An 18195-nucleotide genomic window follows, 5' to 3' on the forward strand; every position below is an offset into this window, starting at 1 on the left:
CCTTTGTTAACTCTACGACAGGATTTTATACCTTAATGAAAATGTACATCAGGGATTAATATTTTACCTATTCATGAAACTACTCATCATTATTCCGCTTCTTGTATTGGGCATCCATGCAGGCGGACAAATACAATCAAGTGCAATGCAATCAGAAAGATATCAAAAAGGCTGGGAAAAGCTCAGGGAAATTGAAGGAAAAACAGGAGAAAAGGTGATTGAAAGCTTACAGGGCATTTCTCCGGATTTGGGAATGTTCATTGTTGAATATGCTTATGGAGATATCTATACCAGAAACGCCCTGGATTTGAAATCCAGAGAGATCGCTGTTGTTGCAGCGTTAACGGCTATGGGAAATGCGGAGCCACAGCTGAAAGTCCATATCAACGGGGCCCTGAATACAGGAAGTTCAATAAACGAACTTAAAGAAGTTATTTTACAAATGTCCGTATATGCAGGCTTTCCAAAGGCTATGAATGGGATGAATGCATTAAAAGAGGTACTGCACGACAGACAGCAGCAGGGAATTAAAGACAAAAGAGGAAATACAGCCACAAAAACAAAAACAGACCGTATAAAATTGGGCGAACAGGAAATATCGAAACTAGACAGCCAGCAGGTAGAAAAACTAAAAAAAGCTTATCAGGATTTTTCACCTGACCTTATCAAATTTATCTTGGGATACGGCTATGCAGATATTTTCGCAAGGGATAATTTAGATAAAAAATACCGGCAGATAGCAACCATTTCAGCATTAACGGCCTTAGGTACAGCACAGCCACAGCTTAAATTCCACATCTACGGCGGCCTAAATATCGGGCTTACAGAAAATGAAATAAAAGAAATCATGCTGATGATGACGGTTTATTCAGGCTTTCCATCCGCCATTAACGGAATCAATGTGCTGAAAGAAGTTCTTGCAGAACGTGAAAAAGACAATAGCAATCGTTAGCCAGTTCGGCATTATAAAAAAGATTGACTAAAATAAAGACGACTGACCATCAAACTGATTATTTCAGTCTTGCGGAATCCATTGTCAATAAAAAGGCCGAATATAAGTGATGACCTGGTAAAAGCTATGACCAAGATATTCAATCATATCAGCTGATAAACATCCTGGAAACAGGACGTTCTTTATGCCCTAACTTTTACCTATATTTGTTCTGTATTAAGGTTTGAATGAATTATTTAACATTATCGTTTGACCGGTTTTACAATAAACAAATCAAAAAAAACACAAAATGAAACCAAGAATTTCAGTATTGACATTAGGTGTCGCAGACCTGGAACGATCTGTTCAGTTCTATCGTGACGGATTTGGATTGTCCACAGAAGGAATTATCGGAAAGGAATTTGAATACGGTGCCGTCGCATTTTTTGACCTGCAAAGCGGCTTACGGCTTGCACTCTGGCCGAGGAAGAGCATGATGCATGATACAGGCATACCGCTGGAAAACAACTCTGCATTGGAATTTACCATCGGGCACAATGTCAGAAGCAAAGAAGAGGTAGATTCAGTCATGAAAACCGCTCAAAAGGCAGGAGCAAAAATGATCAAGCCTGCCGCAGATACCTTTTGGGGCGGTTATGCAGGGTATTTCCAGGATCCTGACGGACATCTGTGGGAAATTGTCTATAACCCTGATTTTATGCCTAAAGACTAATAAAATCAACTATTGAGCAAACCACCGGTAAAATAAAACAGTATCATGGAAAATATATTTCAAACATATAAACCTGACAACTTTCACACGGTAACACCCTACTTATTTGTTGATCAACCCAATCTTTTGATTGAATTCCTGAAAAACACCTTTTTTGCTAAAGAAATTAATCGTTCTGTAAATCCCGCAACTGGTGATATTGCCAATTGTATATTACAGATTGGTGACACCTGTTTTATGATCAGCCAGGCCAGAGCACCTTTTGACGATATGAAAACAGCACTTTACCTGTTTGTGGATGACGTGGAGGCTTTGCATAAAAGAGCTGTTGCATATGGCGCAAAGGTTGATTTTGAGCCCGCCGATATGCCTTATCAGGACAGACGTCCGGAATCATTGATCCTTGTGGGAATTACTGGTGGATAACAAAACGGCAGGTTCAAAAGGGTTATCAGGAATAATCGGTTTGCAATCAGATAAAAGCCTGATACTGCATGGTCATATTAGTTATAACCCTGATGATTAAATTCTTTAAACAATCAGATCAGCCGGAAAATTATGCAGAACACCGCGCAACAGCTGTTATTAACATTTTAAGCACAATAATAATCTGAACCGTCTGCAAGGCAACACGCAGATAATTGGTGGAAATCAGCTTTTCCAACAGAATGGCATTATAGGTCTCACTGAGCTGATGGTGCATGGGAATCTGAATTAGGAATGACATGCCCCAGTTGACAGCCATACATAACAGGGAAACAAACACCATCTTCCTTTGTATACAACCAGGCTTTTGCCACAGCAGCCATATATTTAATATTGTTGCTATGATCAGCGGAATGACAAAAACATTAATTATCCATACAGACTGCTGTCCATGAAATTCTATGAATTCATTAGCCCTCAGTAACCGCCATCCCGGGTACACAACAAAACTGTCCATTACACTTGCACCGAAACAGTATAATATTATAGCACAGAATACCACCAATAAGAAGGAAGATAGACTGTATTCTCTGTTTTCATTCATATCTGCAGGTTTAAAGATTGATTTTTTTTGATAGATGTTCGATGTCATCCACGTATAAATCCGCTGCATCCAGTGTATGCATTGCCGAATACAACGCAACCCTGGCAACGGTTTCTACCGGTAAAGGGCGATTCGGCCATATCTCCTTCCTTATTACAGGATCCTGTAAGAGCTTCTGTATCTCCTTATTTTCTTCAATAGTTTCTGGTCTTTCCAAACCATAGAGCATTCCGGGTTTCAGAATAGTGAGGTCAAAATCCAGTTCAGGCGAACGGAGAAATTTCTCCGCTGCAATTTTATTATTCATATAACCTTCAGATGCTTCAGGAGGAGGAGCACCGGCAGATATATAGACCAGTTTATGTACATTATTGGCCTTTGCCGTAATGGCTACTATTTTTGCCGATTCATAAATCATATGCTCGTAGGTAATTCCCCGATCCGGAATTTCTTCAGCAATCCCTATACAGTGGATCACTGCAATACAGTCTTTTAAGTATGGCTTCCACTCTACCGGATTAAAAATATCTGCTTTTACCCACTGCACCAATGAGTAATCATCGGGAGCCATATGTTTTGGCCGCCCATGCCTGGAAATGCTTACAGCGTGAATGCCGTTTCGGGATGCGATAGAACAAATAGATTTTCCAAGGAATCCATTACCGCCTGTAACAAGAATGTGTTTCATAATAAAATCATTTATGATGTAATTTGAAGCAAAGATACACATTAATGATATAAATTACAAATGTTGTAAATATTTTTATTTTACAACATTTATGATGTATATTTGAATTATGAATAAAACAGTTGAATTAGTCAATCAATGGGCTGCTTTTGAAGAAAAGCATCCTGACGGAAGTATCCAGGATTTCTTCAGGTATGAGCTTATTAAAGAAAGGGAGAAACAACCGGACAACAAGTTTTTGGGAGGTGTGGTTCCACCAAAACCCGATCAGATGCTGGCTAAAATTATTGACCGGCTTGCTAAGATCTATATGCTGTATGCAGTGGACCTCCTTAAAACCATCGATATAGGAAGCTTTGATGAGTTCCTGTATCTTAATAACATCTATAATACTGAAAATCCTAAAAAAATTGACATCATCAATAATAATTTCAATGAGTTGTCATCCGGGCTTTTGATTCTGGACCGGCTGAAAAAGAAAAATTTTATCTTTGAAAAAGCAGATCTCAATGATAAACGTTCAAAAATTATTTCATTATCCGCTGAAGGTGAAAGGAAACTCAAAAGCTGCTATGAATTACTCGATAAAGTAAACCAGGTGATTTTTAAAGATATGAGTACAGATGATATATTACTCAGCATTAAATTGTTAAAGCCTGTTGAAATAAAGTTTTCCGGCATTGCCGTTTCTGATAAGAAAGTTCCTTTTGAAGAAATCTACAGAAGGGAGACTGAATAAATCTGCTTTAAATCAGACCAGATTATATAAAGATTTGGTGTGACTACGTGGCAAACTAGAGTTGCTTTTGGTGGGATATCGAAATCAGGGTTGTATTCTTATAATCTTAAAAAATGCTTACTTTTTAACTTCAGCAGATGGTTTCAGTATATACTTTTTCCAAATATAGTAACCGAAAATAAATGAAATTATACAACCTAAACAGGTAGTGAAAATCCTGTCCGTAAAAATAGCGTCTGTCATTGGTTTCCCAAATCCCAATAAGGCCATGATCAGTGGTGTACTGGCCAATGAATAAAGGAAATAGTTTTTTTTCGAAAAAAATGAACGCAGAATAGTCAGAAATACCAATATGGAGAAATACAGTTCAGCAGGTCCTTTCAGAAATGCCAATATCATTGAGATACATACCCCAATCAGGGTGCCCATACTTCGGCCTACTATCCTTTCTGTAGAATGTTCGAGATTATATTGTATTACAATGGTGATCGTAAGCAAAATCCAATACGTATGATGCTCCGAAATAAAATACCGGATAATCTGTGCAATTACAATGCATAAGGTAAGCCTTAACTGGAACTGCCAGCCTTTTAAACTTTTTAAACCTTTTTTCCAGTGCAACCATAATTGCTTATTAGAAATACTGCGTTTAGGCTCTTCCTTCCACAGGACTTTTTTTCTCTTTAAATATCCCATGTAAACAGGATGCATGATGAGGAGCAGCAACTGCACCCAGATAATACCCAGTATAAATGTAACTGCTGTAACAAAGGCTATTTTGCCCGTTGAACCGGAACCGTAACCTATTACTAAAAATATCGAAAACAATACTGATGCCCTCATCCACTTCCTGCTGAATCTCCCTAAGGTAGTTATGGTAAATATAATCACAGGAATTGCAAATAGTGATAAGTAAAAGTGTCCAGTGAGCCTTAAACCTGCTATAAAAGCAATACCACTTGCTAAAGCAGTAGAAAAGGATTGATCAAACTGCTCTTTTAATGATGTTCTGAAATGGTCCTGGCTTAGCATTAACCCCGCTAAACCTGCAACTACACCTAATTGCGCATAATCTATAAAATAGCCGAAGACGAGGGGAATAATTATAGCCAAAACAGCTATAATCATATCTAATATTTTCATCACAAGTGTTTTTTAATACTTACAAATATCCAATATAGTTGAATATTCAACTTTTTTATAAAATTTTATTTCAATTGTTGAATCATTTGATTCAGTGCATATCGTGTTGTGGCCAATACTTCTTCATCTATGTTTCCCAGGGCTTTTTCGAGCAGGCCCCTTGAAAGTGGGTCAACTTGTTTTTCCAGGTCCTTTCCGGTATCTGTTAAAGCAATAATTTTGGTTCTGGCATCAGCTTCATCTGCAACTCTTTTCACCAGCCCTCTCTTTTCAAGATTATTGATAATTTTTGTAATACCTCCTTTATCCCTTAGAAGAATATCCGCTATTTCCTGTTGCTTACGTTTATCTTTTTTCCAGAGAATAGCAAGCACAGTACTCATTTCAGTAGTAAGATCAATATCATTTCTTGCCAATAAAGCATTGAGGTTATTCTTGTATAGTGTAAGAAACTGAGATAGCAGTAAAGTAATTCGGGGTGAATTTTCCATTTGTTTTTTATGCAAATTTAATTATTTAGTTGAATATTCAACCAACATACATTAAAAAAATCAAATTCAAAGTTACCGGAAGACTTTGCATAGAATCATATTTCCAGGGCATAAAAATAAAAGGAAATTTACAGATCAAATTCTATCGGAAAACATCTTCAAAATTTTTGATCTGGAATTCAAATAACTATTTTTATATTTAATGTTCATTTCTGTAAACACAGAAACAAGAGATTGAAATAAAAAAATGCACAATGATTACAGAAGAAGTTAAAGACTACATCCGCCGGAGCGTACTATGCTGGCTCGCTACCTCCAATAAAAACAATGAACCTAATGTCTCCCCCAAAGAAATGTTCACCTATTATGGTGAAACTACTTTATTGATTGCCCATATTGCATCTCCTAATACTGTTGAAAATATTAATGCCAATCCAAATGTCTGCGTGAGTTTCATAGATGTATTTGTTCAGAAAGGGTACAAAATAAAAGGGATTGCCAAAATAATTGAGAAAACCGACAGTACTTATCCGGAAAAACTCAATGTACTGACCGATCTTTTTTCCAATCGGTTTCCTATCCGTTCCATCATCGAAATTGAGGTTAAAAAGGTTGATACAATTGTTGCGCCCAGCTACTACCTTTATCCGGAAACTACAGAAGAAAGCCAGGTGGAAAGTGCCCTGAAAACCTATCAGGTAAAGGCTGTCCATACAAACAAAATGCACGGATGATATCTTTTTGCATAATGTAGTTCAATGATTTTCAGGTATGGTTTCATATCAATATTTAATAATAACACACAGCATGAAAATAGCAGCAGCACAGATAAGGCCCATTTCAGGAAATATTCCCGAAAATATTCATCTGCATACACAATGTATTAATCAGGCTATTGCTCATCAGGCAGACGCCATCTTTTTCCCGGAACTTTCCTTAACAGGCTATGAGCCGGAACTGGCTAAAGAACTGGCTTCCGATCAAAACGATACAAGGCTGGACTGCTTCCAGGAAATCAGCACCAGAAATAATATAATCATCGGGCTGGGCTTGCCGACGCGTTCCAATCGGGGAATTATGATTAGCATGATTCTGTTTCAGCCGGCGATACCCAGGCAGACCTATTCAAAACAACAGCTGCACGCCGACGAATTTCCATATTTCATTCATGGCGAAAATCAAATTCTTTTGACCATCAACGATGAAAAGATCGCACCCGGCATCTGCTACGAAACCATGCAGCACTCTCATGCAGAGCATGCCTATCAAATGGGCATGAATATTTATGTTGCGTGCGTGGCTAAATCGCAGAATGGCATCGACAAAGCATTGATACACTATCCCGAAGTTGCAAAAAAATTCTCAGTCCCGGTACTGATGTCTAACTGCATTGGGCCTTGCGACAGTTTTGAAAGTGCCGGACAAACAAGCGTATGGACACAACATGGACATATAGCCGGCCAGCTGGATGAAAAAGCGGAAGGGATATTGATCTTTGATACTGAAACAGAAAAAGCCGTAGCAGTATCACTTCAAAAATTTTAAAATGCAGGAAATAAAAATCATCAATCAGAACCTCAGCCGGGAAGCTTTATTTCATGCGCTCAAATCAGCTGGAATACCAACCAATGCCTATGCTGATCTTATTTTTAACCATCCTGCCTATAATTATACTGATGCCGAAAAGGAAATATCGATTGCTGAATTAACGCTGCATGATCTGGGCCTGAAAGACGGAGGGAATTTCAAGCAGATAGAAGAAGCCGTACAATTAAGCGGTTACAGCTACTGTCCGTTAGAAGCCGCTCCCTATATCAGGATGCATTACCGTTCACAAAAAATAGCACAACCAAAAACGGAAAGCGGACACCCGCCGGATTCCATCCTCATTTTCTCAAAACCGATGCTCCACAGTGATGATTTCCCGAAAGGATTTTACCTGCGCAATATAGAAGGCATACTCTGGCTAAGGGCATATATTGCATCAGATGACTATTTCTGGGAGCCTGACACACAACTCATTGTTAAAAAATTATAGTTTAAAAAAAACTTCTACGCTCACAATTTATTTTTAGGACCCGACAGAAATAGGTTAAAGGCATTTGCACACTGGTAATAGAAACCTGCAAATCGACTCAAAAACTTATAATCTGGATCTTTATCTAACAGAAACTGAAAAACAATCCGGAAAACATACCAGAAATTTATACGAAAAAAATTATACACCCCTGCTCCTATTCCCTTTATTGAACACCAACTCATTCACCTGATGAAAGTTAAATATTCATATTTTTATTAATTTTTTTCTTCAATTCGTGAAAAAAGCTTGTTTATATAGAAAATAGTTTTTACATTTAGGTACTAATTTTTTTTTAAACAATGCCATGAAAACAATGTTAAAATCTATTTTAACTGCCGCTCTTCTATTGAGTGCAGTGAGTTGCAACACCAATGAAATGAGTGATCTCAATTCATCCGCCAAGACTGAAATTTCAAATTCCGGAAACCATGCCGCCAAAGCTACTGATGATCCGGAGAACCCCCTGAACAACTGGGAAGAATGTGGCAAGAAACATAATGTCATTTTAACCTATGTTATCAATTATGAGAAAACCCTGGAGAATTCCGGACTGACCAATTCAGAAATCGCTGACAAATGCATTATGGCCAGCAATAATTATTTCAACCAGAAATACGCCCAGGATTACAATAATATCCAGTCTCCGTTTACCGTAGATAAAATCAGGAGCATCCTGAATGACGGTGACAATAAATTCACCAATGTCATCCAGAGTTTGAGCACTTCTGATAAAGTAAAAGAGAAAAGTTCTGAACTGATCAATATGATGTACAACCTGGCATCTACTGACAAAGATACAGAGTACGCGGATGTAAAAGCCAGTATCGTGGATTTTGAAAACAGCATTATGAATGATGCCAGCCTGAACCAGGAAGAAAAAGATCAGCTGCTAAAAACAACTTCTATAGCACGCTATTCTTCTTACTTGTGGTCCAATACGATAGACAAGGCAGACTCAGTATCTTCCGTTACCGGGAAAAAGAAATGGTGGAAATGGCTGGTTGTAGCTGTTTGTGATGTGGCCGGTGGTGCCGCCGGTACAGCAGCAGGTTCCGGAGTCCTTTCTGTAGCAGGAGCAATTGCCGGTGCAGCAGGAGCGAGCTCAGGAGGAGCAGCCCTGGTAGACTGGATCAGTCCGGACACCCCATAAAAATTTTATCCTATGAAAATCCTAACCTTAAGTTTACTATTTCTGATAAACCTGGCCATAGCCCAGAAAGGAGCACAGGCCCTTTTATACAGAAATCTTGCAGGAGCAGGGGGAAACGCCACTACGATAAAGAATGCCAGGATGAATATTTCCTTTGAGGAACCATTTACCGGCTCTGTAAAGTATAATAATTCAGATATTACATCAGGACTTATCCGCATCAGAAATTCCTATATTACTGCAGACAACATCAGGATTGACCTGTATGATAAAAAGCTAACTGAAGTCAACCTGAAAAACGGAGATCAAACCGTACGTTGGGAACGGGTAGATTATGATCATACCCTGAAAAAAGTGGTGCTCGACAGCTTAGGATTTAAACTGTACAATGAGGATCTTACTGATGAGAGCAGAAGGAAATCCCAGAATTACCTGATGTCCTACAACGGAAAATATCAAAAGCTAAAGATCAGGGAAAACAGCACTCCTCAACAAATAGAACAGACGATATCCAGTCTGGGACTGAATGATAAAGCGTACATCAATTTTGTAACATCCTTTATTCTCAACAGGAAATAATTATAGATTGCTTTATAATATCAAAGGTATTTCAGTCAAAGAGATACCGCAAAAAGAGAGGCCTTTTACGGCCTCTCTTCGTTTTGAACCTATTTTTCGTCAATGAATTATCGAGAATGAAGAGACTGATCTTACCGTGGCTGCTATCAATAAAAACATACAGACACTTCCATTTCATCGATTCGCCCAGGCCCTGTTGTCTTGGATTTTTTGTAACTTGAATTCAATAAAAATTTAAAACGGATGGATACAGAAGAATACAGGAAACAGTTTAACGAAGAAAATGCTGTAGGCTGGGAATGTATTGACCGGGAGCTGCTTAACATTTATCCTGACCAACAACCGCTTCATTTTGTACCTGAACTCCACTATATGGTAGGTGGAAATGATCCGCTTGATGGCATCAGTGTTTATAAAAGCCGGAGACAGGCCAATCATTTTCATTTTGTAACGTATGGATTTTCTGATCTTTACTATAATGAAAAAGCAGCAGGCGGTGAATTCAGTAAATTCGGTTTCGAGCTGACTTTCAGGCTTGCTATGGAACATGAAGATGATAATATATCCTGGGCCTGTAACCTCCTTCAGAATCTTGCCCGCTACGTCTTCAAGACCGGAAAGTGGTTTGAAGAATACCACCTCATCCCGGCTAACGGACCGATAAGAAGCGGATTTGATACTGATATCACAGCACTTTCTTTTGTCCTTGATCCTGAACTTGGGAAAATAGATAGTCCGCACGGGGAAGTTTCTTTCCTTCAGGTCGTTGGGCTTACTACCAGTGAATACCACCAGCTTGAACAGGATCCCAGACCTTCAGAAACAGAAAAATTACTGGACACCCTGAAGCAGAGCAATCCGCTGCTTATCACTGATCTTAAACGTCAATCACTGTAAAAACCGATGGCATTCCTCAGGAGATTCCATCAGAAGTACAAACGTGTGCAATAAAATAACAAATAAAAGATAACGAATACTATTTTTTCGTACTTTTGAATAGCCGGAGGGCATCAGTCAGGACCAGACGACCGTTATCTTTTGTTCCGCTTCCCATCTGTAAACCACCGGAAAAACATTAAAAACACAAGAGGCTATGAAAAAAGTAGGTCTGATCGGCGGATTAAGCTGGGTCTCCACCTTAGATTACTACACATTAATCAATGAAGGCGTCAATGCCAAACTCGGCGGACTGAATTTCGCTGAAATCCTTATCTACTCCCTGAACTTTGGAGATATCCAGGCTAAAACCTGGCCCCACTCCTTCCCTCTTCTGCTTACAGCCTGCGAAAGCGTGAAAAAAGCTGGGGCCGAAGCTATTGCACTATGTGCCAATACGGCCCATCTTTTTGCCGACAGGCTGGAAGAGGAGGTTGGCCTTCCGGTTATTCACATCGTATCTGAAACCGCAAAGGCCATTCAGAAAACTGGCCTCAAAAAAGTAGGGCTTCTGGGTACTAAATTCGTGATGGAAATGGATTTTTACAAACAGAAGCTGGAAGAATACGGCCTTGAGGTGCTGGTTCCGGCAGATCAGGAAGTACGGGATTATATTCAGTATACAGTAAAAGAGGAATTGGGAGCCGGTGTGGTAAAACCCGAGACCAAAAAGGAGTACCTGAAGATTGTCGCAGATCTGGAAAACCAGGGAGCCGAATGCATTATTCTGGGATGCACGGAAATTCCGATGCTCTTAAGCCAGGAAGATTTTACCCTGCCGGTTTTCGACAGTACGAAAATCCATTCGGAAGCGATCGTGGAGTATTTGCTGTCATCAAAATAATGGAGAATAGCTGAATAATTATAACCTTTAAGACTTATGAAATACGTGTATTTACTGTTATGCATTGCAGGAACGCTCCTGCCGCTGTCCCAGTTTTTCCCGTTTGTAACACAATACGGACTCAATGTCAATCTTTTTTTCAGCCAGCTGTTCGCCAACAGAATATCATCATTTTTTGCTATGGATGTGCTGGTTTCAGCAGTGGTAATGATCATTTTTATAGCGTATGAGTCCAGAAGGCTGAATATCAGCAACACATGGATCTGTTATGCAGGACTTGTCTTTGCCGGTGTTTCCTGCGCTTTGCCTTTATTTCTGTTCATGAGAGAGAACAGACTCAGATCTGAAATACAAAATCAAAGGTAGCGAATGCATTCTGGTATCTAGCCACGGAGCATGCCTGATCTGTATACAATACCTGTAATAATCATTAAGAACGAATGTAAACACTAATTAAAACACTATGATCCCATTTCACGAACTTTTATTTTTCGCTTTGGCAGCTCTGGTCCTGGTTATCAGTCCCGGACCCAACATGATTTATCTGATTTCCCGCACGATTACTCAGGGACGAAAAGCCGGCTTAACCTCACTTGCAGGAGTTATCTGCGGATTTATGTTCCACATTGTTATGGTGTCCTTTGGCCTGACAGCCATTTTGTTTGCGGTCCCATATGCCTATTTCGTACTAAAGACCCTAGGAACGATCTATCTGCTTTATCTTGCTTATCAGGCCATAAAACCCAACAGCAGGAATATTTTTGATGTGGATAAAAACATAAAGATTGACGCCCCTAAAAAACTATTTTCTGTAGGCTTCCTTACCAATGTCCTGAATCCCAAAGTTGCCGTTTTTTACCTGTCTTTTTTTCCGCAGTTCATTAAAACGGAATACGGGTCTGTCCTTACACAAAGTCTTGAACTTGGTATTACCCAGGTCTTTGTAAGCTTCAGCATCAATTTCATCATCGTTCTTACTGCTGCAAAAGCCGCTTTATTCTTTGCTAAAAATCCGCTGTGGATTCGGGTTCAGAAATGGTTTATGGCCAGTGTACTGACATTTCTAGCAGTGAAAATGGCCCTTTCAAAAGCAAAATAAAGCAGAAGCTGACATCACAGATATTTCGATAAAAGGAGATAGATATTTATTTTATACTATAAATTACCTTTATTAACGAATTATCTTTAAAAAAAATATTAATATAAGGCAACTTTAACTATATTTGCCTTGATATTGCATCTTACTGATACAAAATCATTTAAAAACAGATTAAACACAAATACAATGGAAATTTATTTTAACTGGCTGGCAGTTTTGGCTGCAACAGCTGCAGGTATGGCCGTTGCTGCCATATGGTATACAAAACTGGTAGGTAAAGCCTGGACTGTTATTACCGGAATTACTACCCAAGGCGGCAATACAGCATTTGTTCTCTTACTGATCTCTAATTTCATTACCGCTGCCGGACTGAATTTCATCATCGGCATCAGCAAGACTTATTATCATGGAAATACGGTCCAGGCTTGCTTAACAGCCGGATTTATTACTTGGATCGCGTTTTCTGCAGCAACACTTGTACAGCATAACGCTTTTGAACAGAAGCCTTCGGAATTAACACTGATCAATACGCTGTATCAACTGGCACTGTATATGATCATGGCTATGGTAATTGGTATGATAGGTTGAGATTCTATGGGCTTAGGAATCAGACTCGACTACGAAGAAACGGTCCTCATCATTGGTATGAGACATGGGAGCGGTGACGAGAAGCTGTACGTTTTGGGCTGAATTATTTTCAAACTTATGGACCTGTCCAGGGTAGATGGAAAAGCAATCCCCGGAGGAAACCCGCAGAATATGTTTCCAAGTCGGCCGGGCATCTTGTATATCCCTTACAAGGATGAGCCCCTCACCGGAAAGGATATAATACATTTCTATTCCTTTTGTATGGTAATGCACCGGAATAAATTGTCCGGGATGCAATTCTATGGCAAAAACTGAAGCATGCTCATCGCCGGTGAGGCATACTATTTTCGCACTGATGCTGCAGTCGTTATCGATTGCTTCCAGGGCCGGGCTGACATTGCTGATTTTCATCTTAGATATGTGTAAAGTTTTGTATGGCTCCGTTTCCGAAAGACCAGTTTTCTTTGCCGTCTATCTCGGTTAAGAGAATGATGATGTCATTGGATGGAATGCCTGTACTGTCTTTTATATGCTCTGCTATGCGCCTGTACAGAAGTTCTTTCTGCTGCAAAGTCCGTCCCTTGGAAGCAAAAATCTGAATATACATTATTTTAGCTGAATGCCTGATTCCCAGGTATTCACTGGGATATTTCAGGGATTGGCCGCCCAGGGATTCAATGATATGAAAGTAATCATCTTCCGGGATATGGAATGCTTCCATTAATGCTTTGTGGACGGATGATGAGATGCTGTCAATACTGTCCTGTGGATAAGTTTCTGAAAGTGAAATTCTTACTAATGGCATAATAAATAGTTTTTAATGATACCACAAAGCTCCGGAAACAATTTTAAGTACGGCCTTGATGTAGGTCAAGGCTTTTAAGCCGGGATAAAGTCTCCGGACGGATCTTCAGATAAGAAGCGATAAGATGTTGAGGAAAATCCTGCTCAATATGCTTTCTTGCAGCGATACATTCCAGGTAACGCTCTTTTGCTTTTAATTTCACCAGTGAAGTTTCCTTAAAACATTTGTTGATGTAGAGTTCTTCGAGAATATCTTTAAACAGCAGCAGGTATTTACGGTCAGCTATCAATTTATTGTACAGATCTTTATCTAACACATGAATAACAGTATCCGAGTAGGCCTTCACAAAAGCCGGAGAAGGGATCCCCGTTGAAAAGCTCCTGTATGAAGTGACAACGGATTGTTTACTATAGAGTTCGTTGACGATGATATCTCCCTCTGCATCTTCAAAGTAAGAATACAGTGTTCCGCTTTCCACTATTCCTAACCACTGACAACATTCATTTTCCCGTACAAAGAATTCGCCTTTTCGGAGTGTGACTTTTCGGGCTATTGTCCTGAACAGGGTGATATTTTCTTCTGTAAGCATAGATGGATGTTTACTGCATATATTGTAAATGTACAAAATATAAGATGTTTGATTAATTCCTTGTAGTCAGGAATATTATTTACCGGCGCAGATCTAAAATGTCCAAGCCGGTAACAATTGTTTTACTCTTTGGGATAAAAGAAGTTTTTTATTTCGCTCGTCCATAATTCAGGCTGTTCCATAGGTGCAAAATGTCCGCCTGTATCCAACCTTTTAAAATAAGTAACATTCGCCATTCGATTCGCCCATTCTTCGGGAATAGGGGCTTCTGCATGGAAAACACTAACTCCTGTAGGAGCCTCAACTCTTTTTTGTGACCTCAATCCTCCCATCCATGAAGTCCTTGCATCTTCAGCATAGGTTCTTATAGAAGTATTTATTGTTTGTGTTATCCAATAAATCATAATATTGGTAATCAGCTCATCTTTGGTAAAGGTATTTTCAATATGTCCTCTATGGTCACTCCATGAATTAAACTTCTCAATGATCCAGGATGCCAAACCCACAGGAGAGTCATTAAGCGCATATCCTAAAGTCTGCGGTTTGGTTGACTGAATCATATTGTATGCTCCTTCTGTATACCACCAGTTCTGAATAAAACGTCCGAATGCCTGCTCAGCAGCTGACATTTGAGACCAATCCTCTTCACCTGTAGGATAGCCAACATCCGTAAGATGAATTGCTTTAACACATTCAGGGAATTGGTTTGCCAATGATTTCGTAATAGGTGTTCCCAGATCTCCTCCGGCAGCAAAAAAGTGATTGTATCCCAGAACCTCTGTCATTAATCTTGCCCAGATTGCTGCGGTTTCGTCAGTATTTACAGCTATTTTTTCTGAAAATCCAAAGCCGGGGATAGAAGGGATAACCAAGTCAAACGATACATCAGGATAATCACCTGTACTTCCGGGATTTGTCAGCATTGGTATTACTTTATAAAATCTGTAAAAGCTGTCCGGCCATCCGTGCGTTAAGATCAGGGGTTTTGAATTTTTACTCTTTCCTTTTATATACAGGAAATGGATTTTTATCCCTTTAATTTCAGCAATGAATTGAGGAAACTGATTGAGCAAAAGTTCCTGTTTCCGCCAATCGTAACCATTCCTCCAATAATCAACCAGGATTTTCAGGTACTCCGGGTTCGTTCCATAGTCCCAGCCAGCATTTAGAGGCTCATCTGTCCATCGTGTTTGTTTTAGTCTCCATTGAAGTTCTGTAAGTTCGCTTTCCGGAACATTGATTTCAAATTTTTCCATTGTGTAAGACTTTAATTTTGTGTATATAATTTATTTTGTACTCCTGCTAAAAAAACCGCAGGCGAAAGGCTGGCCTTTCTTTTATAATTCTTTACACAAAAATAAGACAGGTATAAGACAAGGGTATGTCATACCTCATCTTAGGCTCACAAATATTTTTCTACAAATTGTTTCATTGATATCTTATGTGGAGGAAACACTTCGTCTAACACAGTAAATGATTCTATCCGGTCTATCCGGAAAATTCGGAAATCACTCCGCAATCTGCAAAATGCTGCCATAAGCCAGTTTTCTTCAGGATTGTGATAGAATGAAAAAGGCTCAACTATCCTTTCACTCATTGTTTCATCTAAAGCCTTATAGAAAATCCTTACGCAGAGCCTGTTAACCAAAGCACCCTCCAAATCGACAAGGCAGGAACTCTTTATAATGTTTTCAAAATTTTTTCCGATATAAAGTCTCTGGGATATGATCTCGGATTTTTCTTTACTATACAATCTGAGAACAGCTTTAATTTTTTCGACTGATGATATGAATTCTTTTTTCAAGGATTCATCGTACATTTTTAAAACAATCTGTTCAAGTGTAATTAATGAAAGTGCTTCTTTTTCCGTAAACATGACTGGTGGAATCCTGTATCCATCCATTAAAGAAAAGCCTTTACCTTCTTCAGTGATTACCGGAACACCCGATTCTTCAAGTGATCTGATGTCCCTGTAGATCGTCCTGATACTCACATTAAATTTTTTAGACAGCGATCCAGCAGTTATGACCTTGTTGGATTGTAAATGGTTTAAAATTGCCGTTAACCGGGGAAGTCTTTTTATAGTATGATTATCATTCATATATTTTCAAATATAATATTGAATTCACATGTCAGATTAAAGTGACCGTTCTTTATGTTTTTTGCAGTGAGAAAAACGGATGTTAAGAATGAACTAAAGATAATAAATTTACTTCTTTGAATTGAATTGCGATACTCATTACATCCATACCCTTTTATAAAGACGAATTCATTAAAGTTCTGTATGATATTCTTTTATCGGTAATTTTAGTTTTTGTATTTTAGAGTAGAAAAATGATGTTCTTAATAACAATAACAAATTAAAGCCTTGGTCCATTCACTCCTTTCAGCCATAGAGAATGTAGTTGCCATCACCGATTCAGAAAAATCCCTGATAGCAGGCCTGTTCAGACTTAAACGGTTTGAAGCCGGTGACTTTTTCCTTCGTGAAGGAGAGGTATGCAAACAGATTGGTTTTATTGAGAAAGGTCTCGTACGGTACTTTATCAACGATGACGGGGAAGAGAAAATATATAGCTTTTCAAAAGAAAACCAGTTTACCAGCAACTATGAAAGCTTTGGGCCTCAGAAACCTTCAAAACAATCCATACAGGTTCTGGAAGATAGCAGCATATACGTCATCTCATTTCAGGATCTGGAAAAATTTTATGCTGAAGTACGAAACGGTGAACGGTTCGGAAGAATTATGATGAGTGAAGTTTTTATAGAAACATTACAAAACCTGAACTCACTGTATACAGACTCGCCACAAACCCGTTACGAAAATTTCATCCGTGAAAATGCTGATCTGCAGCAGAGAATTTCACAATATTATATCGCTTCATATGTAGGAGTAAAGCCTCAATCCTTAAGCCGAATCCGCAAAAGAATCTCGTTCTGACAATTTATTAACCGAGGTGCATTAATAAAATCATAGCCTTTCTGAATTTTGCTGTACTAAAATACTACAGTATGAAAAATTCATTTACAAAAATAGCTTTCTGGCTTTGTCTGCTCTCAGGAATATCGCTTATGTACATTGGCATCAACTTCTATGTGAATCCGGTCCAGGCCGAACTGAATTACGGAATCTCCACTTCAACTGCTTCAGATTATTCGTTTCATTACATAAAAGGAATAAGGGATTTTTTCTTCGGTTTTATAATCATCTGCCTTTTGCTCCGTAAACAACTGAATGCTTTGGGATGGGTCCTTCTTTTCGGAACCACGATTCCCGCGGCAGATTTAGGAATCGTAATCTCCCATCCAGATTTCAGCTCCGGTCATTTGATCGCCCATGCCATTGCTATTGTGATATGCATGGCATGCGGTATTTATTATTCCAGAAATTACACACTATGATTTTCAATACAGTCCTTATCATACACTTTTCAGCATTTCTGATTTTCCTTATGATGCTGACACAGCTTTTTTTTCAGGAAAAAAAGATACTGAACAAACACTCCATCATAGTAGGTGCAGTTATTTTACTTACCGGAATCTTACTGTCCGTTTTGCGCTACCCTCATATCAACTATTATAAAATCATCCCAAAATCCGTCTTATTTATACTGATCTCAGTATTCTGCGCTATCTATAGCAAAAAGCCCGTTCCGGATAAGGTCCATTATCTACTGTTTCTTTTTACGTTCCTGGCCAGTCTGATTGCAGTATATAAAAGCTGAAAGTAAAGCAATGGTAAAATTTGTTAAAGTTGTGTTTGATATACG

26 protein-coding genes are annotated in these 18195 nt (G+C 38.9%); 17 read left to right on the top strand and 9 right to left on the bottom strand.

The features are described 5' to 3' along the window. Window positions 1-73: 73 nt before the first annotated feature. From QE404_RS13345 to QE404_RS13355, 3 genes are all read left to right on the top strand, one after another. The gene (locus QE404_RS13345) at window positions 74-952 is read left to right on the top strand and encodes a carboxymuconolactone decarboxylase family protein (protein ID WP_307451224.1); all 879 of its coding nucleotides are present in this window, start codon (window positions 74-76) and stop codon (window positions 950-952) included. 289 nt (window positions 953-1241) lie between these two features. After that, window positions 1242-1664 carry a VOC family protein gene (locus QE404_RS13350; RefSeq protein WP_307451226.1) on the top strand — a complete coding sequence of 141 codons (423 nt, stop codon included), beginning with the start codon at window positions 1242-1244 and terminating at the stop codon, window positions 1662-1664. Window positions 1665-1709: 45 nt separating this feature from the next. Further along, window positions 1710-2090 (top strand): VOC family protein, encoded by a 381-nt coding sequence (locus tag QE404_RS13355; RefSeq protein WP_307451227.1) that lies wholly within the window; start codon window positions 1710-1712, stop codon window positions 2088-2090. Window positions 2091-2220: 130 nt separating this feature from the next. Here the strand turns inward: QE404_RS13355 and QE404_RS13360 are convergent, their stop codons facing one another. Both QE404_RS13360 and QE404_RS13365 read right to left on the bottom strand, forming a co-directional pair. Then, a complete protein-coding gene (locus QE404_RS13360) occupies window positions 2221-2694 on the bottom strand; it encodes a hypothetical protein (protein WP_307451229.1) in 474 nt (157 codons plus the stop codon). Window positions 2695-2704: 10 nt separating this feature from the next. Then, window positions 2705-3382, bottom strand: a complete 678-nt coding sequence (locus tag QE404_RS13365; protein WP_307451231.1) for an SDR family oxidoreductase — start codon at window positions 3380-3382, stop codon at window positions 2705-2707. A 109-nt stretch (window positions 3383-3491) separates the two neighbouring features. Here QE404_RS13365 and QE404_RS13370 point away from each other — a divergent pair, with 109 nt between their 5' ends. Next, window positions 3492-4121 (top strand): hypothetical protein, encoded by a 630-nt coding sequence (locus tag QE404_RS13370; RefSeq protein ID WP_307451233.1) that lies wholly within the window; start codon window positions 3492-3494, stop codon window positions 4119-4121. 117 nt (window positions 4122-4238) lie between these two features. Here QE404_RS13370 and QE404_RS13375 read toward each other — a convergent pair whose 3' ends face one another. Continuing rightward, entirely contained in the window at window positions 4239-5264 is a 1026-nt protein-coding gene (locus QE404_RS13375; RefSeq protein WP_307451235.1) for an FUSC family protein, read from the bottom strand. Window positions 5265-5329: 65 nt separating this feature from the next. Then, a complete protein-coding gene (locus tag QE404_RS13380) occupies window positions 5330-5755 on the bottom strand; it encodes a MarR family winged helix-turn-helix transcriptional regulator (protein ID WP_307451237.1) in 426 nt (141 codons plus the stop codon). 254 nt (window positions 5756-6009) lie between these two features. On the opposite strand from QE404_RS13380, the gene QE404_RS13385 reads away from it, so the two are divergent. The 10 genes from QE404_RS13385 to QE404_RS13430 all read left to right on the top strand — a co-directional run bounded on the left by QE404_RS13385 (window position 6010) and on the right by QE404_RS13430 (window position 13031). Further along, a complete protein-coding gene (locus QE404_RS13385; RefSeq protein ID WP_307451239.1) occupies window positions 6010-6489 on the top strand; it encodes a pyridoxamine 5'-phosphate oxidase family protein in 480 nt (159 codons plus the stop codon). 73 nt (window positions 6490-6562) lie between these two features. Further along, a complete protein-coding gene (locus QE404_RS13390; RefSeq protein ID WP_307451241.1) occupies window positions 6563-7300 on the top strand; it encodes a carbon-nitrogen hydrolase family protein in 738 nt (245 codons plus the stop codon). A gap of 1 nt (window position 7301) precedes the next feature. After that, window positions 7302-7793, top strand: coding sequence for a hypothetical protein (locus tag QE404_RS13395; RefSeq protein ID WP_307451242.1), 492 nt, complete (start codon window positions 7302-7304; stop codon window positions 7791-7793). Window positions 7794-8139: 346 nt separating this feature from the next. Continuing rightward, on the top strand, window positions 8140-8985 hold the full coding sequence (locus QE404_RS13400) for a hypothetical protein (protein ID WP_307451243.1): 846 nt from the start codon (window positions 8140-8142) through the stop codon (window positions 8983-8985). Between the two features lie 12 nt (window positions 8986-8997). Continuing rightward, window positions 8998-9564 carry a hypothetical protein gene (locus tag QE404_RS13405; RefSeq protein WP_307451245.1) on the top strand — a complete coding sequence of 189 codons (567 nt, stop codon included), beginning with the start codon at window positions 8998-9000 and terminating at the stop codon, window positions 9562-9564. 243 nt (window positions 9565-9807) lie between these two features. Continuing rightward, window positions 9808-10461: a suppressor of fused domain protein gene (locus tag QE404_RS13410; protein ID WP_307451247.1), complete on the top strand. Its 654-nt coding sequence runs from the start codon at window positions 9808-9810 to the stop codon at window positions 10459-10461. A 196-nt stretch (window positions 10462-10657) separates the two neighbouring features. Then, a complete protein-coding gene (locus QE404_RS13415; protein ID WP_307451249.1) occupies window positions 10658-11344 on the top strand; it encodes an aspartate/glutamate racemase family protein in 687 nt (228 codons plus the stop codon). A 36-nt stretch (window positions 11345-11380) separates the two neighbouring features. Continuing rightward, complete coding sequence (locus QE404_RS13420; RefSeq protein ID WP_307451252.1) at window positions 11381-11710, top strand: DUF2834 domain-containing protein; 330 nt, start codon at window positions 11381-11383, stop codon at window positions 11708-11710. Window positions 11711-11807: 97 nt separating this feature from the next. Beyond that, window positions 11808-12443 (top strand): LysE family translocator, encoded by a 636-nt coding sequence (locus tag QE404_RS13425; protein ID WP_307451254.1) that lies wholly within the window; start codon window positions 11808-11810, stop codon window positions 12441-12443. A 186-nt stretch (window positions 12444-12629) separates the two neighbouring features. Continuing rightward, complete coding sequence (locus QE404_RS13430) at window positions 12630-13031, top strand: DUF1761 domain-containing protein (protein ID WP_307451256.1); 402 nt, start codon at window positions 12630-12632, stop codon at window positions 13029-13031. A gap of 12 nt (window positions 13032-13043) precedes the next feature. Here QE404_RS13430 and QE404_RS13435 read toward each other — a convergent pair whose 3' ends face one another. From QE404_RS13435 to QE404_RS13455, 5 genes are all read right to left on the bottom strand, one after another. Further along, complete coding sequence (locus tag QE404_RS13435; RefSeq protein WP_307451258.1) at window positions 13044-13442, bottom strand: cupin domain-containing protein; 399 nt, start codon at window positions 13440-13442, stop codon at window positions 13044-13046. A 1-nt stretch (window position 13443) separates the two neighbouring features. Then, on the bottom strand, window positions 13444-13836 hold the full coding sequence (locus QE404_RS13440; protein ID WP_307451260.1) for a tautomerase family protein: 393 nt from the start codon (window positions 13834-13836) through the stop codon (window positions 13444-13446). Between the two features lie 43 nt (window positions 13837-13879). Then, a complete protein-coding gene (locus QE404_RS13445; protein ID WP_307451262.1) occupies window positions 13880-14425 on the bottom strand; it encodes a Crp/Fnr family transcriptional regulator in 546 nt (181 codons plus the stop codon). Between the two features lie 122 nt (window positions 14426-14547). Continuing rightward, window positions 14548-15681 carry an epoxide hydrolase family protein gene (locus QE404_RS13450; protein ID WP_307451264.1) on the bottom strand — a complete coding sequence of 378 codons (1134 nt, stop codon included), beginning with the start codon at window positions 15679-15681 and terminating at the stop codon, window positions 14548-14550. A 146-nt stretch (window positions 15682-15827) separates the two neighbouring features. Then, window positions 15828-16526 (bottom strand): helix-turn-helix transcriptional regulator, encoded by a 699-nt coding sequence (locus tag QE404_RS13455; protein ID WP_307451266.1) that lies wholly within the window; start codon window positions 16524-16526, stop codon window positions 15828-15830. 267 nt (window positions 16527-16793) lie between these two features. Here QE404_RS13455 and QE404_RS13460 point away from each other — a divergent pair, with 267 nt between their 5' ends. From QE404_RS13460 to QE404_RS13470, 3 genes are all read left to right on the top strand, one after another. After that, window positions 16794-17366: a Crp/Fnr family transcriptional regulator gene (locus QE404_RS13460; RefSeq protein WP_307451267.1), complete on the top strand. Its 573-nt coding sequence runs from the start codon at window positions 16794-16796 to the stop codon at window positions 17364-17366. 71 nt (window positions 17367-17437) lie between these two features. Continuing rightward, the gene (locus tag QE404_RS13465) at window positions 17438-17827 is read left to right on the top strand and encodes a DUF4267 domain-containing protein (protein ID WP_307451269.1); all 390 of its coding nucleotides are present in this window, start codon (window positions 17438-17440) and stop codon (window positions 17825-17827) included. Next, a complete protein-coding gene (locus QE404_RS13470; protein ID WP_307453935.1) occupies window positions 17824-18150 on the top strand; it encodes a hypothetical protein in 327 nt (108 codons plus the stop codon). Before QE404_RS13465 ends, QE404_RS13470 begins: the two co-directional genes overlap by 4 nt. Window positions 18151-18195: the final 45 nt, after the last annotated feature.

Origin of the sequence: Chryseobacterium camelliae (genome assembly GCF_030818575.1) — a bacterium.
GTDB classification, from domain to species: domain Bacteria; phylum Bacteroidota; class Bacteroidia; order Flavobacteriales; family Weeksellaceae; genus Chryseobacterium; species Chryseobacterium camelliae_A.

Bases quoted from the DNA above. Each gene is read 5' to 3' on its own strand.
- QE404_RS13345 (WP_307451224.1), top strand. From the start codon at position 74: ATGAAACTACTCATCATTATTCCGCTTCTTGTATTGGGCATCCATGCA.
- QE404_RS13350 (WP_307451226.1), top strand. From the start codon at position 1,242: ATGAAACCAAGAATTTCAGTATTGACATTAGGTGTCGCAGACCTGGAA.
- QE404_RS13355 (WP_307451227.1), top strand. From the start codon at position 1,710: ATGGAAAATATATTTCAAACATATAAACCTGACAACTTTCACACGGTA.
- QE404_RS13360 (WP_307451229.1), bottom strand. From the start codon at position 2,694: ATGAATGAAAACAGAGAATACAGTCTATCTTCCTTCTTATTGGTGGTA.
- QE404_RS13365 (WP_307451231.1), bottom strand. From the start codon at position 3,382: ATGAAACACATTCTTGTTACAGGCGGTAATGGATTCCTTGGAAAATCT.
- QE404_RS13370 (WP_307451233.1), top strand. From the start codon at position 3,492: ATGAATAAAACAGTTGAATTAGTCAATCAATGGGCTGCTTTTGAAGAA.
- QE404_RS13375 (WP_307451235.1), bottom strand. From the start codon at position 5,264: ATGAAAATATTAGATATGATTATAGCTGTTTTGGCTATAATTATTCCC.
- QE404_RS13380 (WP_307451237.1), bottom strand. From the start codon at position 5,755: ATGGAAAATTCACCCCGAATTACTTTACTGCTATCTCAGTTTCTTACA.
- QE404_RS13385 (WP_307451239.1), top strand. From the start codon at position 6,010: ATGATTACAGAAGAAGTTAAAGACTACATCCGCCGGAGCGTACTATGC.
- QE404_RS13390 (WP_307451241.1), top strand. From the start codon at position 6,563: ATGAAAATAGCAGCAGCACAGATAAGGCCCATTTCAGGAAATATTCCC.
- QE404_RS13395 (WP_307451242.1), top strand. From the start codon at position 7,302: ATGCAGGAAATAAAAATCATCAATCAGAACCTCAGCCGGGAAGCTTTA.
- QE404_RS13400 (WP_307451243.1), top strand. From the start codon at position 8,140: ATGAAAACAATGTTAAAATCTATTTTAACTGCCGCTCTTCTATTGAGT.
- QE404_RS13405 (WP_307451245.1), top strand. From the start codon at position 8,998: ATGAAAATCCTAACCTTAAGTTTACTATTTCTGATAAACCTGGCCATA.
- QE404_RS13410 (WP_307451247.1), top strand. From the start codon at position 9,808: ATGGATACAGAAGAATACAGGAAACAGTTTAACGAAGAAAATGCTGTA.
- QE404_RS13415 (WP_307451249.1), top strand. From the start codon at position 10,658: ATGAAAAAAGTAGGTCTGATCGGCGGATTAAGCTGGGTCTCCACCTTA.
- QE404_RS13420 (WP_307451252.1), top strand. From the start codon at position 11,381: ATGAAATACGTGTATTTACTGTTATGCATTGCAGGAACGCTCCTGCCG.
- QE404_RS13425 (WP_307451254.1), top strand. From the start codon at position 11,808: ATGATCCCATTTCACGAACTTTTATTTTTCGCTTTGGCAGCTCTGGTC.
- QE404_RS13430 (WP_307451256.1), top strand. From the start codon at position 12,630: ATGGAAATTTATTTTAACTGGCTGGCAGTTTTGGCTGCAACAGCTGCA.
- QE404_RS13435 (WP_307451258.1), bottom strand. From the start codon at position 13,442: ATGAAAATCAGCAATGTCAGCCCGGCCCTGGAAGCAATCGATAACGAC.
- QE404_RS13440 (WP_307451260.1), bottom strand. From the start codon at position 13,836: ATGCCATTAGTAAGAATTTCACTTTCAGAAACTTATCCACAGGACAGT.
- QE404_RS13445 (WP_307451262.1), bottom strand. From the start codon at position 14,425: ATGCTTACAGAAGAAAATATCACCCTGTTCAGGACAATAGCCCGAAAA.
- QE404_RS13450 (WP_307451264.1), bottom strand. From the start codon at position 15,681: ATGGAAAAATTTGAAATCAATGTTCCGGAAAGCGAACTTACAGAACTT.
- QE404_RS13455 (WP_307451266.1), bottom strand. From the start codon at position 16,526: ATGAATGATAATCATACTATAAAAAGACTTCCCCGGTTAACGGCAATT.
- QE404_RS13465 (WP_307451269.1), top strand. From the start codon at position 17,438: ATGAAAAATTCATTTACAAAAATAGCTTTCTGGCTTTGTCTGCTCTCA.
- QE404_RS13470 (WP_307453935.1), top strand. From the start codon at position 17,824: ATGATTTTCAATACAGTCCTTATCATACACTTTTCAGCATTTCTGATT.